17 protein-coding genes and 2 pseudogenes are annotated in these 12,934 nt (G+C 60.3%); 7 read left to right on the top strand and 12 right to left on the bottom strand.

The genetic code is table 11. From position 1 onward, the window contains the following. From ACU0FH_RS03250 to ACU0FH_RS03200, 11 genes are all read right to left on the bottom strand, one after another. The coding region (locus ACU0FH_RS03250) for an SCO family protein (RefSeq protein ID WP_446193336.1) at nt 1-359 on the bottom strand (359 nt) is incomplete at its 3' end. Continuing rightward, nucleotides 359-649 (bottom strand): hypothetical protein, encoded by a 291-nt coding sequence (locus tag ACU0FH_RS03245; protein WP_037929519.1) that lies wholly within the window; start codon nt 647-649, stop codon nt 359-361. The genes ACU0FH_RS03245 and ACU0FH_RS03250, both read right to left, overlap by 1 nt. Nucleotides 650-731: 82 nt before the next feature. Further along, nucleotides 732-1,244, bottom strand: coding sequence for a TlpA family protein disulfide reductase (locus ACU0FH_RS03240; protein ID WP_037929516.1), 513 nt, complete (start codon nt 1,242-1,244; stop codon nt 732-734). Then, on the bottom strand, nt 1,241-1,837 hold the full coding sequence (locus ACU0FH_RS03235) for a DsbE family thiol:disulfide interchange protein (RefSeq protein ID WP_037929514.1): 597 nt from the start codon (nt 1,835-1,837) through the stop codon (nt 1,241-1,243). Before ACU0FH_RS03235 ends, ACU0FH_RS03240 begins: the two co-directional genes overlap by 4 nt. Further along, a complete protein-coding gene (locus ACU0FH_RS03230) occupies nt 1,834-2,259 on the bottom strand; it encodes a c-type cytochrome (protein WP_238372985.1) in 426 nt (141 codons plus the stop codon). The genes ACU0FH_RS03235 and ACU0FH_RS03230 overlap by 4 nt, the downstream gene beginning before the upstream one ends. 149 nt (nt 2,260-2,408) lie before the next feature. Next, complete coding sequence (locus ACU0FH_RS03225; protein ID WP_007121580.1) at nt 2,409-2,543, bottom strand: hypothetical protein; 135 nt, start codon at nt 2,541-2,543, stop codon at nt 2,409-2,411. A 66-nt stretch (nt 2,544-2,609) separates the two neighbouring features. Continuing rightward, nucleotides 2,610-3,065: a DUF411 domain-containing protein gene (locus ACU0FH_RS03220; RefSeq protein ID WP_037929510.1), complete on the bottom strand. Its 456-nt coding sequence runs from the start codon at nt 3,063-3,065 to the stop codon at nt 2,610-2,612. Nucleotides 3,066-3,105: 40 nt separating this feature from the next. Next, on the bottom strand, nt 3,106-4,545 hold the full coding sequence (locus tag ACU0FH_RS03215) for a multicopper oxidase family protein (protein ID WP_082899302.1): 1,440 nt from the start codon (nt 4,543-4,545) through the stop codon (nt 3,106-3,108). Between the two features lie 90 nt (nt 4,546-4,635). After that, nucleotides 4,636-4,989 carry a hypothetical protein gene (locus ACU0FH_RS03210; protein ID WP_037929506.1) on the bottom strand — a complete coding sequence of 118 codons (354 nt, stop codon included), beginning with the start codon at nt 4,987-4,989 and terminating at the stop codon, nt 4,636-4,638. A 211-nt stretch (nt 4,990-5,200) separates the two neighbouring features. After that, nucleotides 5,201-5,824 (bottom strand): hypothetical protein, encoded by a 624-nt coding sequence (locus tag ACU0FH_RS03205; RefSeq protein ID WP_037929504.1) that lies wholly within the window; start codon nt 5,822-5,824, stop codon nt 5,201-5,203. Between the two features lie 17 nt (nt 5,825-5,841). Then, a complete protein-coding gene (locus tag ACU0FH_RS03200; protein WP_238372986.1) occupies nt 5,842-6,570 on the bottom strand; it encodes a HupE/UreJ family protein in 729 nt (242 codons plus the stop codon). A 501-nt stretch (nt 6,571-7,071) separates the two neighbouring features. On the opposite strand from ACU0FH_RS03200, the gene ACU0FH_RS03195 reads away from it, so the two are divergent. Further along, nucleotides 7,072-7,332, top strand: coding sequence for a metal-sensing transcriptional repressor (locus ACU0FH_RS03195; protein ID WP_007120627.1), 261 nt, complete (start codon nt 7,072-7,074; stop codon nt 7,330-7,332). Nucleotides 7,333-7,340: 8 nt separating this feature from the next. Beyond that, nucleotides 7,341-8,654 carry an MFS transporter gene (locus tag ACU0FH_RS03190; RefSeq protein WP_446193335.1) on the top strand — a complete coding sequence of 438 codons (1,314 nt, stop codon included), beginning with the start codon at nt 7,341-7,343 and terminating at the stop codon, nt 8,652-8,654. A 173-nt stretch (nt 8,655-8,827) separates the two neighbouring features. Here the strand turns inward: ACU0FH_RS03190 and ACU0FH_RS03185 are convergent, their stop codons facing one another. Beyond that, nucleotides 8,828-9,844, bottom strand: a complete 1,017-nt coding sequence (locus ACU0FH_RS03185) for a hypothetical protein (protein ID WP_238372988.1) — start codon at nt 9,842-9,844, stop codon at nt 8,828-8,830. A 144-nt stretch (nt 9,845-9,988) separates the two neighbouring features. Here ACU0FH_RS03185 and ACU0FH_RS03180 point away from each other — a divergent pair, with 144 nt between their 5' ends. The 5 genes and pseudogenes from ACU0FH_RS03180 to ACU0FH_RS03160 all read left to right on the top strand — a co-directional run bounded on the left by ACU0FH_RS03180 (nt 9,989) and on the right by ACU0FH_RS03160 (nt 12,831). Continuing rightward, the gene (locus ACU0FH_RS03180) at nt 9,989-11,623 is read left to right on the top strand and encodes a Mu transposase C-terminal domain-containing protein (protein ID WP_446193334.1); all 1,635 of its coding nucleotides are present in this window, start codon (nt 9,989-9,991) and stop codon (nt 11,621-11,623) included. Beyond that, nucleotides 11,511-12,059: pseudogene (locus tag ACU0FH_RS03175) on the top strand (TniB family NTP-binding protein); the annotation flags it as partial. The gene ACU0FH_RS03180 and the pseudogene ACU0FH_RS03175, both read left to right, overlap by 113 nt. A 59-nt stretch (nt 12,060-12,118) precedes the next feature. Further along, nucleotides 12,119-12,184 (top strand): annotated as a pseudogene (locus ACU0FH_RS03170) (hypothetical protein); the annotation flags it as partial. 12 nt (nt 12,185-12,196) lie between these two features. Beyond that, entirely contained in the window at nt 12,197-12,508 is a 312-nt protein-coding gene (locus tag ACU0FH_RS03165) for a hypothetical protein (protein WP_233152361.1), read from the top strand. Next, nucleotides 12,505-12,831 carry a TniQ family protein gene (locus ACU0FH_RS03160; protein WP_446193333.1) on the top strand — a complete coding sequence of 109 codons (327 nt, stop codon included), beginning with the start codon at nt 12,505-12,507 and terminating at the stop codon, nt 12,829-12,831. The genes ACU0FH_RS03165 and ACU0FH_RS03160 overlap by 4 nt, the downstream gene beginning before the upstream one ends. Nucleotides 12,832-12,934 lie beyond the last annotated feature (103 nt).

The following is a 12,934-nucleotide window of genomic DNA, read 5'->3' as shown; positions in this document are numbered from 1 at the left end:
GGATCGGTCGTGATCGAGATGAATTGCACCAGATCGCTCATCGGCCCGTCGTTGATCGAAGCCTGGACCGCCGCGATCTTTTCCGCATGGAGCGGGCAGAGATCCGGGCAGTTGGCGTAGATGAAATGCAGGATGACGACCTTGTCGCTGAAATCCGCCAAGCGCACAGGATTGCCCTCCGCATCCTGCAACTCGAAATCCGGGGCCTGTGCTGCGTCGATGGCCTGGAAGTATGGCTCCATCTCGAACATCCGCGCATCCAGATTTTCACCCGGATGATCGGCGGAGGCCGGAAAGGAGATCGTGGCCGCAAATGTCGCCAAGGCGGCGCGCCGGGTCAGATAGACAATCAACTGCATCACCTTTCGGATTGATGGGGCTTGCCACCACCCGCATCGTCGCATTTCCCGCCAGACCCGCCCTTCATGCACAGACCAAGCCCGCACATCGCGGCACAGGGTGCCAGCGAAACCAAGACAGGCGCGAGACCGATCGCGGTGAGCCATCCCCAGTTCAGCGCCATGCCGCCGCCCATAACGGTTGCCGCACCGACGAACAGCAGTCGTCTGCGCGTCAACCACCGAGGCCAATTGCCTGCGCTTTCGATGTCGGCGGCACCCGCATCGTTGGAAGATGATATGTCGGTCATCCGGAAAATCCTTCTGAAGTTTGAGTACTGGTCATTCTGATAACTGGGCGGTCAAGGGCGGGCGGCGCTCTTTCAGGGGCGCTTATTCGATAAAGCCTCGCAAGAAGGAGACCATCTCGGGATCATCCCATTCGGCCGGGCCGACCAGTCTCCCAAGCTCCCGCCCCTGCGCGTCGATCAGGATCGTTGTCGGCAGACCGACGGTGCGCAGCGCGGTCATCGACAGCATGGTCTTGTCGACATACATCTTGAGATTGTTGACACCGATCTCGTCGTAGAACCGCCGCACGACGGGCGACCCGGCCCTGTCGATGGACAGGGCGACGACCTCGAAACGGTCGCCGCCAAGTTCCGCCTGAAGTGCATCCAGCGTCGGCATCTCTTCCCGGCAGGGGACGCACCAGGTTGCCCAAACGTTCACGAGGATCACCTTGCCACGAAAATCCTCCATGTCCCCACGGCTGCCGTCCTCGGTCTCGAAGCGCACATTGATCACCGGCTGCGGCGTGTCGTGCAGTGCGAAGCCTTGCGGCCCGGCAAACGCCGTGCCGACGGACAATGCCCAGACGAGCAGCGCCGTTTTGAGATATTTCATGGCGTTGGCTCCTTGCCAGCTTGGGTTTTCAGATCACGGACGATCGGCAAAAGGGTTTCCTCCAGAATCGCTCGCGTGATGGGGCCGACATGGCGGTAGGCAATGGTGCCGTCGGACGTGATGACATAGGTTTCGGGCACGCCGTAAACGCCCCATTCGATGCCAGCACGTCCGTCGATGTCGGCCCCGATGCGCGCGTAGGGATCGCCCAATTCGTCGAGCCAGGCGCGCGCCTGCTCGGGTGGGTCCTTGTAGTTGATCCCGTAGAGCGGCACCTCACCGGTGGCGCTCAGCTCCATGAACAGCGGGTGTTCGGCCCGACAGGGCACACACCACGAGGCAAAGACGTTCACCAGCGAGACATGGCCGATCAGGTCCTGCGTCGAAAGACCTTCCTCGCGGCGGAGCACCGGAGCAAGCGCAAACTCCGGCACAGGTTTGTCGAGAAGCGCCGATGGCAAGTCGTCGCCGCCCCTGAAAAGCCCCCAGCCGAACAAGACCATGAGGGCAAAAGCTATCAGCGGCACCAGCACAAACCCGGAGATCCTGCGCCGCGGTACGGGGTCGATTTTGCTGACGACCTCTTGCGTCATGGCTGCACCTGCTCATCCGCAAGGGTACGGCTTTCCTGCGAAGCGCGGATCCGATCGGGCCATGTGCTCTTGATGTAATCGATGATCGCCGTGATCTCTTCATCCGTCAGCACCTCCTTGAAACCGGGCATGTCGCTTTCATAGCCATTCCCGACAATCGCCGCCGTTCCGCGCTTCACGATGTCCAAAAGCACGCGGTCCGTATGGTGCCAAGTATGGCCCGAGGCGTCATGCGGCGGGGCAGGCAACCGGCCGTTCGGCAATCTGGAGCGCCAATCGGGCTGCCCCTCCAGGTTTGCGCCATGGCAACTGGCGCAATTCTCCTGATAAAGGCGTTCGCCCGCGAGCGAGTCATCCTGCGCCAAAACGGGCAAGACCGTTGCAGCCAGCAAAAGTGCTGCGAGCCTAATGGTAATTTTCATGTCGCTTGTGCCTTCTTCTGGCTATCCAAATACAACGAGAGTGCGACTATCGATGCCACGACAAGCAGGACGGACGCCCCCAGACCAATCCCCATCGACAACAGGCCGTCGCCGTTGCTGTCGCCCTCATTCCGCATCTTGGCGCATTTCTATTTTCCGCTGTCCGAGCGGATGTATTTGACCAAGGCGATTGCCGCGAGCACCAGCACCGCCACGATGAGTAACCAAACCAGTCCCATCGCGATCATCATGCCGCCACCCATCATTCCACCATCCATCATCATGCACTTCATCCTTTGTTTTCCCTTGAAACCGGTCAGGCACGGGATCGCACCAGACCGCGCAATTGATCATTCGACCGCATAGACGGTCGGGTTCACACCTTCTTCGACGGTGTAAATCTTGAACGGTTCCTGCTTCGCACCCCCCATACCCGGCGATCCCAACGGCATGCCGGGAAGTGTCAGGCCGACAATGTCCGGGCGCTCATCAAGCAACTTGTTGACGACATTGACCGGCACATGACCGCTGACGACGTAGTCTTCCAGAAAGGTCGTATGGCAGCCCTGAAAATCGTCCGGGATACCTGCATCACGGCTGATCTGAGCCAGATCGTGGGTCGGCTTCACCTCGACTGTGAAGCCATTCTCGCGCAGGTAGTCCGCATAGCTCTCGCAGCATCCGCATTGCGGGTTCTTGTAGAGCGTGGCCTCTTGCGCTGCGGCAGGCGCGGCATTCAGGCTCATTGCAAGTATAGCGGCAGCACCTGCGGTGCCAAGATTGGCAAGTCCAATTAGTTTCTTCATCGGTTCTTTCCTTTCGTGGTGATCGTTACGTGAGATTGTTTCAGGTTTTGGTCGTGCCAGGATCGACACGTATGATGCCCATCATGCCGGCCGCCTGGTGCTCCAGGATGTGACAATGGAACATCCAGTCTCCCGGATTGTCCGCCACGAAGGCGATCTCGACCCGTTCCTCGGGCGCCATCAGGACGGTGTCCTGCCATTCGCGGTGCCGTGTCGGTTGCCCGTTCCGTGTGATCACACGGAACGAATGTCCATGAAAATGCATCGGGTGATGCCACGCGGTGCGATTGTCCATCTGCAGCACATGCGACGTGCCCTGCGGCAGGACCAGCAAGGGATCCATCATGTGCCCCGTTGCTGCTTTGCCGTTGATGAACCACATGTTGCCTTCGCGCATCTGCTCCATCATGGACCCCATGCCGCCGCCCATCATCATCTGCCCCATCATGCCGCCGTTGAAGACGATCTGATGCCGCGCAGCCGACGCCATATCCGGTTCGGCCAGCGGGTTGGGCGACAGGTCCATCGACCAATCCGGCACACTGTCCCGCAGCCTGTCAGGCCCGTAGGCGAGATCGACCAGACGGTATTCCAGATCCCTGTAGAAGACATCGGTGACGGTCACGCTCTCTCCGGGCTTGCCGGTCATGTCGATCACCAGATCGACACGCATGGCCGGGCCGACCACCACGGCGTCACTGTCTGGTGCATGAGGTGCCACGGGTTGACCGTCCAGAGCGACCACGACCGGCGCAAGCCCCCCGAAATCCAGCCCGAATATCCGGGCATTGGCTGCGTTGACCAACCTCAGGCGGATGCGTTCTCCGGATCGCACGGCGATGCGGTCCGGTATCTGGCCGTTGATGGTCACGGAATTGCCGATACGCCCGCCGTGCGCGGCGTCGTGCCGACTTCCGAAATCTGTCGCAATCTGTCCGTCGCCGGTCATCCGCCAGTCATCGAGCATCCAGGTCAGATCGCGATCTACGCGGATCGGGTTTGCTTCCTCGACGATCAGCGGCCCGTAAAGCCCGCGTCCGACCTGTTCGGAACTGCGTTGGTGCGGGTGATACCAGAACGTGCCAGCATCCAGTGCATCGAATTCATAGAGAAAATCGCCACCGACGGGGATCGGGTCCTGTGTTAGGAACGGCACACCATCCATCGCATTGGGTGTGCGAATGCCATGCCAGTGGACCGTCGTCCCCTCATTTAGCCCATTCCGGGCCAGAACCCGAATTCGGTCTCCCTGCCGCACCCGGATCTCGGGGCCGGGGAGGGATCCATTGTAGCTCCAGACGTCGGTAGAGCCGTAGGGTGCCGGTCGCAGGGCGGCTTGTCCGGCCGCAGCGCGTAGCAAGAATGGGTCCTCTGTCGGACCTGCCATCGCTACTCGAGCCGGTGACAGAGCGGATATGGCCGTGAAAGCGGCACCGGTGCGCAGCACGTGCCGTCGTGAAATCAGTCTGTTGAGGGTCATCACTTCTGCCTTGATCTGAAGGGGTCGCGCTCAGCCAGCTTCGGCCAAGGCAACGGTCAGGCCCCGCAATAAGCTAGGCCGTTATCAGGTTCAGACAGGCAGCTTGGGAGGGAATGGATCAAGCGAGGGAATCGCGCCAATCGGGATCACAGGTCCCGCGACCGGGATGACAACACCGAAGGCCATCTCAAGCGTCATCGCTGACGTACGAGCTACGATACCGGCCGAACTTCCCGCGCCACATGGGACCGTACACCCACCCTCGCAGGATATCCCGTCAGCAAATCCGATCGGATCGCATCCGCCGCAATGGTCGTCCGCGCTTTCGGCGCCCACCATCTGAACCATTGCTGCCTCAGCCGCATTCGCTGCCGATACATCCGGCGCAACCACGGCACCGAAGCTCAATGCAAGAATCAAAATGAGGCGAAAAACGCGGATCATGCAATTCTTATGCAAGCTTCCAGTAGGGGGAGGTCAAGAAGTATCCTGTAACATAGGCGTGACATTGCCACGTGGGTACTCACTGATTGGCCAACGGATGCCCGAGGTTGGTTTCAGGGGAAAATCTGAGGCGAGACTGCGGACTCATCCAAGGTCTGTTTCGGAGCCAGGCAGCCACCCGCATCTTTTCATGCGGGTGGCTGCCCTTGTGTCAACTTGCGTCTTTGAATTCGGTGTATTGGCCGCGCACCTGGACAGTCACGGTTGCGGGCTGGCTGTCCCGATTCCGCCAGAACCATCCGTGTTCGCCGTCAAATGCCGCGATGATCTCGCCCTCGTCGCCGGTCGAACCGCGGCCCTTTTCATAGGTCACCGACTGACCGCCGCCGTGGCCGTGCATGTCGAAATTCACCCGACCGCCATCGACCAGCATTCGGTATTCCACTGTCTGGCCCTCTTCCATGACCAGCTTCCACTCGGCGCTGTCGCCGGGTGCCAGCGTAAAGGTGGTTTCGTCGCGCCAGACTTCGGCCTCCTGTGCATGTGCCGTGCCGACAAAGAGTCCAAAGATATCGTTCATAAGGCTCGACTGCTCTTCGGCTTCGATCTCCAACAGCCTGTCGGCTTCGGCCTCCTCCGCAAGCTGGGCTTTGATCTCCCCCATCTCGCTCAGCCCGAGAACCCCGCCGATCCCGGTCGGGTCGATGTTGTATTCGGCAGGCAGCACGACGGTCACAAGGATCGCAACGGCGCTGGCCGCCGCAATGGCAGTGGAACGGATAAGCTGCGCGGAGCTGGGAAGCTCATCAAGGCTCGGTTTTTTTGCGTTAAACATTTTGGTCTCCTAACTTCTCAGGTGGCTACGAAGTAGCCGGTGATTTGCAGGCCCATGAGGATGAATCCCATGGACATCATGACGACGTTGGCGGTGTAGGCTTGGCGGAAGAAGTTTGGGGATTTCCGCCAGAATCCCATGACGATGAGGATCACGGCAAGCGCCATGATCTGGCCAAGCTCGACGCCCACGTTGAACGCCAGAAGATTGGCCAGCAGCCCGTCCGAAGCGATTTCATACTCTAGGATTTTCGTGGCCAGGCCCGTGCCGTGGAAAAAGCCGAAGATCAACGTTGCGGCCTTAGTGTTCGGCTGGAACCCGAACCAGCGCTGATACGCCCCGAGATTGTCGAGCGCCTTGTAGACGACCGAAAGGCCGATGATCGCGTCGATGATGTAGGCGTTGATGCCCCAGCCGAACCAGACACCGGCCAGCATAGTGGACGAGTGCCCGAGGGCGAAGAAGCTGACGTAGACGCCGACATCCTTCATCTTGTAGAGGAAGAAGACGACGCCGAGCAGGAACAGGATGTGGTCGTATCCCGTCACCATGTGTTTGGCGCCGAGATACATGAAGGGAATGATGTTGATCCCCCAGATTTCTTGGATGTAGCCCGCGTCACCTTCGGTGACATTGTGGGCAAACGCGTGGCTTGCACTCAGAACGAGTGCCGACAGCGTTATTAAGGACAGGATCACGATCCGGCGTATGCCGGGATCGGTCCAGCCCCGGTGGACTATATTCATGGATTTGACTCCGCATATGTGTTGATGATCGAATGCAGCGCGCTGTTGGCACGCAGTCGGTCAGACGCGCGGAGGTCGTTCGATTTGGTATGTCTGTAAGGTGTTCGACGTGGCCGACCTCAAAGGCCATGCGGCTCTGTAAATATCGAGCGGGTGCGGCGATCGGTCGGGGCCAGGCACAACCGCCTGACTGTGATCGTGATCGACGCTGTCATGGTTGTGTCCATGCATGGCCCAGGCAAGGTCTTCTTCCAGTCCATGTGAATGACCGTGCTCAGCAATCATTTCTGCGTGCTCTTGGAGGACGCTGAAGACTGAGGACGCGTGCGAGGTTGCGGGCACCACAGACCAGAGAAGTACGGCTAAACATAAGAGTGTCGCAAACGCGGCGTTTACAACTGTCCTCAAGGTTTCCATAGGTTCTGCCCGTCTGCCCGTCTCTAGCGTGGTGCGTCGTGGCACCATCTTGTTCTATCCTCCCGGGGGGGATAGAACTACTTTATGACAAAACATCCAGTCCATGCAACCCATCCCGCCCTTGTCGCCCGGCTGAAACGCGCTGACGGCCATTTGCGCGCCGTGATCGAAATGATCGAGGCGGGCAAACCCTGTCTGGAGATTGCTCAGCAGATGCAAGCGGTCGAAAAGGCCGTGACGAACGCCAAGCGTGCGCTGATCCATGATCACATGGACCATTGTATTGACGTTGAAAGTTCTGAAACTGATCGCGCAGAGTTGCGGGCGATCGCCCGATATCTCTGAGGCCGACCATGCTCGATATTCTCTCCGACCGCACTTATCGGCACCTCTTTCTGGCGCAAGTCGTAGCCCTTCTGGGTACCGGACTCGCCACAGTCGCACTCGGCCTGCTCGCCTTTGATCTTTCGGGCGACGGGGCGGCGCTGGTCCTCGGCACAGTCTTCACCATCAAGATGGTTGCTTATGTGGGCATCGCGCCCATTGCAGGGGCTTTCGCAGACCGCGTGCCGCGCCGCGCGCTTCTGGTGATGCTCGATCTGGTGCGTGCCGGTGTCGCCCTCGCACTGCCCTTCGTGACCGAGGTCTGGCAGGTCTACGTCCTGATCTTCCTTCTTCAATCGGCTTCCGCCGCCTTCACGCCGACCTTTCAGGCCACGATCCCGGACGTTCTGCCCGAAGAGGCGCGCTATACCCGCGCGCTGTCGCTGTCGCGGCTGGCCTACGATCTGGAAAACATCGTCAGCCCGACGCTGGCGGCCCTTCTGCTCGCGGTGATGTCCTACAATTCACTTTTCCTCGGAACGGTCCTCGGTTTCGCCGCATCGGCCCTTCTGGTTGCTTCGATCGTGCTGCCGAGTCCCCGCCCATCCGAGCCGCGCGGTGTCTATGACCGCACAACGCGCGGCATCCGCATCTATCTGGCCACGCCGCGCTTGCGCGGGCTCTTGGCATTGAACCTCGCGGCGGCAGGTGCGATGGTGCTGGTCAATACCGTCGTTCTTGTGCGCGGCTCGCTCGGCCTTTCGGAAAGTGCTCTGGCCTGGACGATGTTCGCCTTCGGCGCAGGGTCGATGATCGCCGCGCTGGTCCTGCCGCGTGTTCTCGATGTGTTGCCGGACCGGCCCGTTATGTTCGGCGGAGCCGCGCTGATGGTGGCTACTCTGGTCGGTCTGGCGTTGACGGTCCTTGGAGCAGGCCTTGGCTGGTCCATCCTTCTGACAGCCTGGCTGCTAGTGGGGTTGGGGTATTCCACCGTTCTCACCCCCTCGGGCCGGTTGCTGCGCCGTTCCGCCCACGCCGGGGACCGCCCGGCACTCTTCGCGGCGCAATTCGCGCTGTCCCACGCCTGCTGGCTTGTGACCTATCCGCTGTCGGGATGGCTGCTGACAGTCTATGGTGTCGTTCCCGCACTGATCGGACTGGCCCTCATCGCCGCCTTCGGAATGCTCGCAGCGCTGAAACTCTGGCCGTCCGGCGATCCCGTTGAGCTTGAGCACACCCACGATAATTTGCCACTCGACCATCCCCACCTAAGGGGACATCGCAGGCACAGCCATGCCTTGATCATTGACGAGAGCCATCCTCGCTGGGCCACGCATTTATAAGCCGCAGCAAGAGACGAAGACTGGACACGGGCGGTTCGTTTTCATCCATGCGGACATTCGTGCTTCGAGCAAAATTCATCAAAGTGGGCTCGATGCGCGAATTGTCTGCAAGTTTGGCGGACAGAAGCGTTGACTCTAACATAAACTGTCGGCCCCCCGACAAAGAGCACGGCTTAAGTTGCGACCCTCCACATCCGATACCGCCCCTGCCCCGTCATCTCGTGGATCAGACCACGCGCTTCCATCCAAGCAAGGTTGCGCTGGATGGCAGCCCGGCTGGCGCCGATCAGGGCCTCGGCCATCGGAGCGGACACGAGCGGCCATTCGGTAAGTACCGCGCACAAGGCCGGGGGCGTGCGGCCGGAAAGCGGGCTCATCTCGGCTTCCGCCCTCGCCGACCATGCCTCGATATCATCGAGGTGACGCATTGCGGTCAGGCATGCGGTCTCCATCCCGTCAAGCCAACGAGACAGACGGTCAGCGGGTGGGCCACCGGAGCGCAATCCTCCTGCCCCGCCCATGGCCAAAGGCGCGAAGAGCGCCCCCTTGCCCTCACTGGCCACGATCCGTGCGGCTGTGACCGCCGCTTCCATCCGGTCGCCGTGCTGCCCGAGGCCCGCGAGACTCCAGAGATGGAAGCCCATGCAAGCGCGCGTGACTGGGTGAAGATCGGCGGCTTGCGCCATAAGATCGAGCCAACCGCCCGCGCGTTCCGCGAACGGTTCGGCTTCAACGCCGAGGTTCTCGGGGTCGCGGCGGTCGAGGAAGGCGGACAGGTCCACTTCCGGTCCAAGGCCGCCTGTAAGACGCCGCACTGCCCATCCGACACGCGCGAGCGCCGCGGTGTCGTCCTGCACGCCGGACAAGCGCATGGATTTCCAGAGCGCCAGCCGATCCGGGCCAATTCGGTCGCCTACAAACCAGCTGAGGTCTGCCGCCTCCATCAGCGCGAGCCTGTGCCGCCAACCTTTCGGGCCACGGCGCAGCCGGTCGTCCAGCGCGCCGATCCGGCCAGCCACACGGGCGAGACGCGCGGCATTGCCCGCCTCTGCCTTCCGCCAATCGTCGAGGACTGCGGTTTCACGAAGCTCTGCCCTAGGTCCGGGCGGCAGATAATCTGGCTCCTCGTCCATCGGACCGGGCAGGAACCACAGGTCGTCCTCAGTGTCGCAATTGCTTTGCCGTTTCATCAAAAAGTTCTTACAGGATTCCAGTAGGATGAAGCGTAATCCGACGTGGTATTTTACGTTTCGATTTCAATTTTTAGCTCGCGTTTCAACAAGCGAGAACATGGGGCAGAAGATGGGGTTTAGAAACCGTGGAGCGGCGGGTTCATGACGCTGCGCGAAAACGAAGCGTCTGACGAGGCTTGGGCCAAGGCAACGCGTATCGCGCGAGAGCTGGATCGCATTTTGGACGGGCAAGAGCCTATGCGCACCGCAGTTTCTCGGGCCGCATCCGAATTGCGTCTCTCGACGCGCCAAGTCTACAACCACCTGCGCCGATATCGTACCGAACATCGGGTGTCTTCGCTGTTGCCAAAGACAGGTGGAGCTAGGCGCGCGAGGATCAGCCCGGCTGTTGAGGAAATCATTTCGGCAACCCTTCGGGAGATGTGGCTTCAGCCCGAGCAACCGGACCTTGCGCCGATTGTCGATGAAATCCGCACCCGTTGTGACAGCGAGGGTCTTGATCCGCCTGCCTATGTCACCGTTTCCAAGCGTATCCCACGACTGTTCACGCCCGAGGAGATTGCACGACGGCGACATTCAGGAGGAAAAAACCTACGGCGCCTGAAACCCCGCCCAGGTTATATCCGGGCCAACCACGCACTCGATGTCGTCCAGATAGACCATACCCCCGCCGACATCCAGTTTGTGGAAGTCATCGATGGTCAGGGCATCTATGTTGGACGCCCCTATCTCACCATCGCAGCTGATGTTGCAACAAGCGCGATTATCGGCTTCTGCCTGACCCTTGAGCAGCCCTCACGCTTGTCGGTCGCCCTCTGTCTGGCGCAGGCGATGTGCCGCAAGGAGGACTGGCTGGCAGCGCGCGACATCAATCATTCCTGGCCGATGTTTGGCCGCCCGAAGATGGTCGTCGTGGATTCCGCCATGGAATTCAGAAGCACCAGTTTCATCCGGGGTTGTGCCGAGTACGGGATTGCAATTCAAAGCCGGAACAAGGGGACCGTCCATCGTGGCGGGGTTGTCGAACGGCTTCTCGGCAAGGTGAATACGGTGCTGCGCTCCCTGCCTGGCAAGACCGGGCGTTCCATCGCGGATCGGGGTGAATATCTGTCCGAAGACCGTGCGAGGCTCAGCTTTGCAGACCTCGAACGCTGTATCGCGTTGGCGATCATCGATCACAATCTTAGCCAGAATGAACGCAAGCTGACGGTCCCGACCATTGAATGGATACGAAAATGCCGTCAGCCGGATGGCCCGGAAGACAGCCCTTTCGACGTATTGCTCAGCTTTCTCCCGAACAAGACACGCAGGATTTCTCCTCAAGGTGTCAGCCTGTTTGCCAACGACTATTTCGATCCATGGCTGGGTCCATTGGTCGCCCGCCGTGATCGATTGGATGCTCTCGATGTTCGTTATGATCCTCGGGACATTAGCCACATCTACATCAAGGATCCCGATACAGGAGCCTGGCGCCCTGTGGCGCGTCGGGATGGACTGCTTGAAGGGGTCACCCTCTGGCAGCACAGGGCCGAGAGAAGCCGAGCGCGCGAAACCGGTCGGCGCCCGATTGAGGAGAAGACCGCGATCCGCCGCGAAATCGCGGCGACCGTAGATGCCTCGGCATCGAAGAAGCAAAGGCTGAAGGAAGTCGCACGGGCCAGGCATGCGGCTCATGCGCCGAAACCCTACCAGAGCCTCACTTCTTCCCCGACACCAATCCGCGAAACGCCTGACCCTGAGTGCCCGCGCCGCGTCTTTCCGGTTGAGGATTGGTGAAATGACTGATCACCTCCTGGACTCCGCCGCATCACTTCTTGATGCCGGTGACGCGTGCCGCATCGCCCATATCCGGACGGCCCGTTGGATCAGCCATCCGGTGGCAAGTCGCGCCCATAACGCCATGAGTCTGCTACTCGATCGGCCAGTAACCTTGCGTCCCAGAGGGCTCTTGCTGACAGGCCCCTATCACAATGGCAAGACGATGATCGCCGAACGCTTTGCGATTGAACATTTGCGGCAGTCAGAACGTCAAAGGATCTGGGTGATCCAGACCCGAGAAGGTGCCGGACTGTCTCACTTCTATGCCAGCATTCTTGCCGGGTTGCGCGCGCCTCAGGCATCTGGTTGGCGGAGCCTGTCGCGCGCGGGCGAGCAGGTGGATCATTTGCTGGACAGCTTGAAACCCCGCCTGCTCATCTTCGATGAGTTTCACAGCGCCCTTCGAGGGCGCCGACAGGACGTGAAGGCTATCTTTTCGTTCCTGCGCGCCGTATCGCACGTGTCCACGACATTTCGCCCGTACTGGTTGGCGAGGTTGCGGTCTATGACGCGGTACACGACACCGAGGAAATGGGATCGCGGTTCGATACGATCCCTGTTCCCAGATGGGCGTATGACGAGGATTTCGCGACGCTCCTCGATAGTCTTGAGACCAGCATGCCTCTCGCCCGAGCCTCGGACCTGTCGCGACCGTCACTGGCCGAGATCATCCATGATTTGTCAGAGGGCTTGATCGGAGAGGTCGTCGATATCGTGAGCAACGCGGCTATCAAGGCGATAAGGAACGGCGAGGAACACATTTCTGAAGCGACCATCACCACTCTTGGTTATACGCCCCTGTCGAAACGCCGAAATGCTCCTTTGCGCCGCGAAATGATTTGAACCAGTCTGCGTCCGAGATCACAGTCACACCTGCGCGCGACTACGGCAACGAGGTGGGGCAAGGCTGGCCCGTCGTTGTCGCACCGGTACCCGGAGAGTTGCTGTCGAGCTGGTTGCATCGGCTGGCCATGGCCAATGGAATTCCTCCTCAATATTTTGGGCGGGTTCTGGATGTCGCAGGTGCAGATTGGTCTGCGAAGCTTGATCGAAATCTTCCCGGACGGGTCCTCAGTTTGCTGGTCGAGCGAACCCGGTTGCCCGCCGAGGAGATTGATGGCCTGGCTTTGCGCATTTCGCGGAAGTTGGGCAGTGATTTCGCGTGATCTCGGGCACGCATTTCACGGCATCGCGGGCAGCCATTTCGCGCCCTCGGGCAGGCTGGCCAACGTGTGTTATTGGGTCAGGGCTGGACGCCCACGTCAAGGG

The sequence above is a fragment of the Heliomarina sp. genome, from assembly GCF_052826185.1.
This window is presented reverse-complemented; position numbering and strand designations above follow the sequence as displayed.

Coding starts and splice junctions, on each gene's coding strand:
- ACU0FH_RS03245 (WP_037929519.1), bottom strand. CDS start 649: ATGACCGACATATCATCTTCCAACGATGCGGGTGCCGCCGACATCGAA.
- ACU0FH_RS03240 (WP_037929516.1), bottom strand. CDS start 1,244: ATGAAATATCTCAAAACGGCGCTGCTCGTCTGGGCATTGTCCGTCGGC.
- ACU0FH_RS03235 (WP_037929514.1), bottom strand. CDS start 1,837: ATGACGCAAGAGGTCGTCAGCAAAATCGACCCCGTACCGCGGCGCAGG.
- ACU0FH_RS03230 (WP_238372985.1), bottom strand. CDS start 2,259: ATGAAAATTACCATTAGGCTCGCAGCACTTTTGCTGGCTGCAACGGTC.
- ACU0FH_RS03225 (WP_007121580.1), bottom strand. CDS start 2,543: ATGATGATGGATGGTGGAATGATGGGTGGCGGCATGATGATCGCGATG.
- ACU0FH_RS03220 (WP_037929510.1), bottom strand. CDS start 3,065: ATGAAGAAACTAATTGGACTTGCCAATCTTGGCACCGCAGGTGCTGCC.
- ACU0FH_RS03215 (WP_082899302.1), bottom strand. CDS start 4,545: ATGACCCTCAACAGACTGATTTCACGACGGCACGTGCTGCGCACCGGT.
- ACU0FH_RS03210 (WP_037929506.1), bottom strand. CDS start 4,989: ATGATCCGCGTTTTTCGCCTCATTTTGATTCTTGCATTGAGCTTCGGT.
- ACU0FH_RS03205 (WP_037929504.1), bottom strand. CDS start 5,824: ATGTTTAACGCAAAAAAACCGAGCCTTGATGAGCTTCCCAGCTCCGCG.
- ACU0FH_RS03200 (WP_238372986.1), bottom strand. CDS start 6,570: ATGAATATAGTCCACCGGGGCTGGACCGATCCCGGCATACGCCGGATC.
- ACU0FH_RS03195 (WP_007120627.1), top strand. CDS start 7,072: ATGACAAAACATCCAGTCCATGCAACCCATCCCGCCCTTGTCGCCCGG.
- ACU0FH_RS03190 (WP_446193335.1), top strand. CDS start 7,341: ATGCTCGATATTCTCTCCGACCGCACTTATCGGCACCTCTTTCTGGCG.
- ACU0FH_RS03185 (WP_238372988.1), bottom strand. CDS start 9,844: ATGAAACGGCAAAGCAATTGCGACACTGAGGACGACCTGTGGTTCCTG.
- ACU0FH_RS03180 (WP_446193334.1), top strand. CDS start 9,989: ATGACGCTGCGCGAAAACGAAGCGTCTGACGAGGCTTGGGCCAAGGCA.
- ACU0FH_RS03165 (WP_233152361.1), top strand. CDS start 12,197: ATGGGATCGCGGTTCGATACGATCCCTGTTCCCAGATGGGCGTATGAC.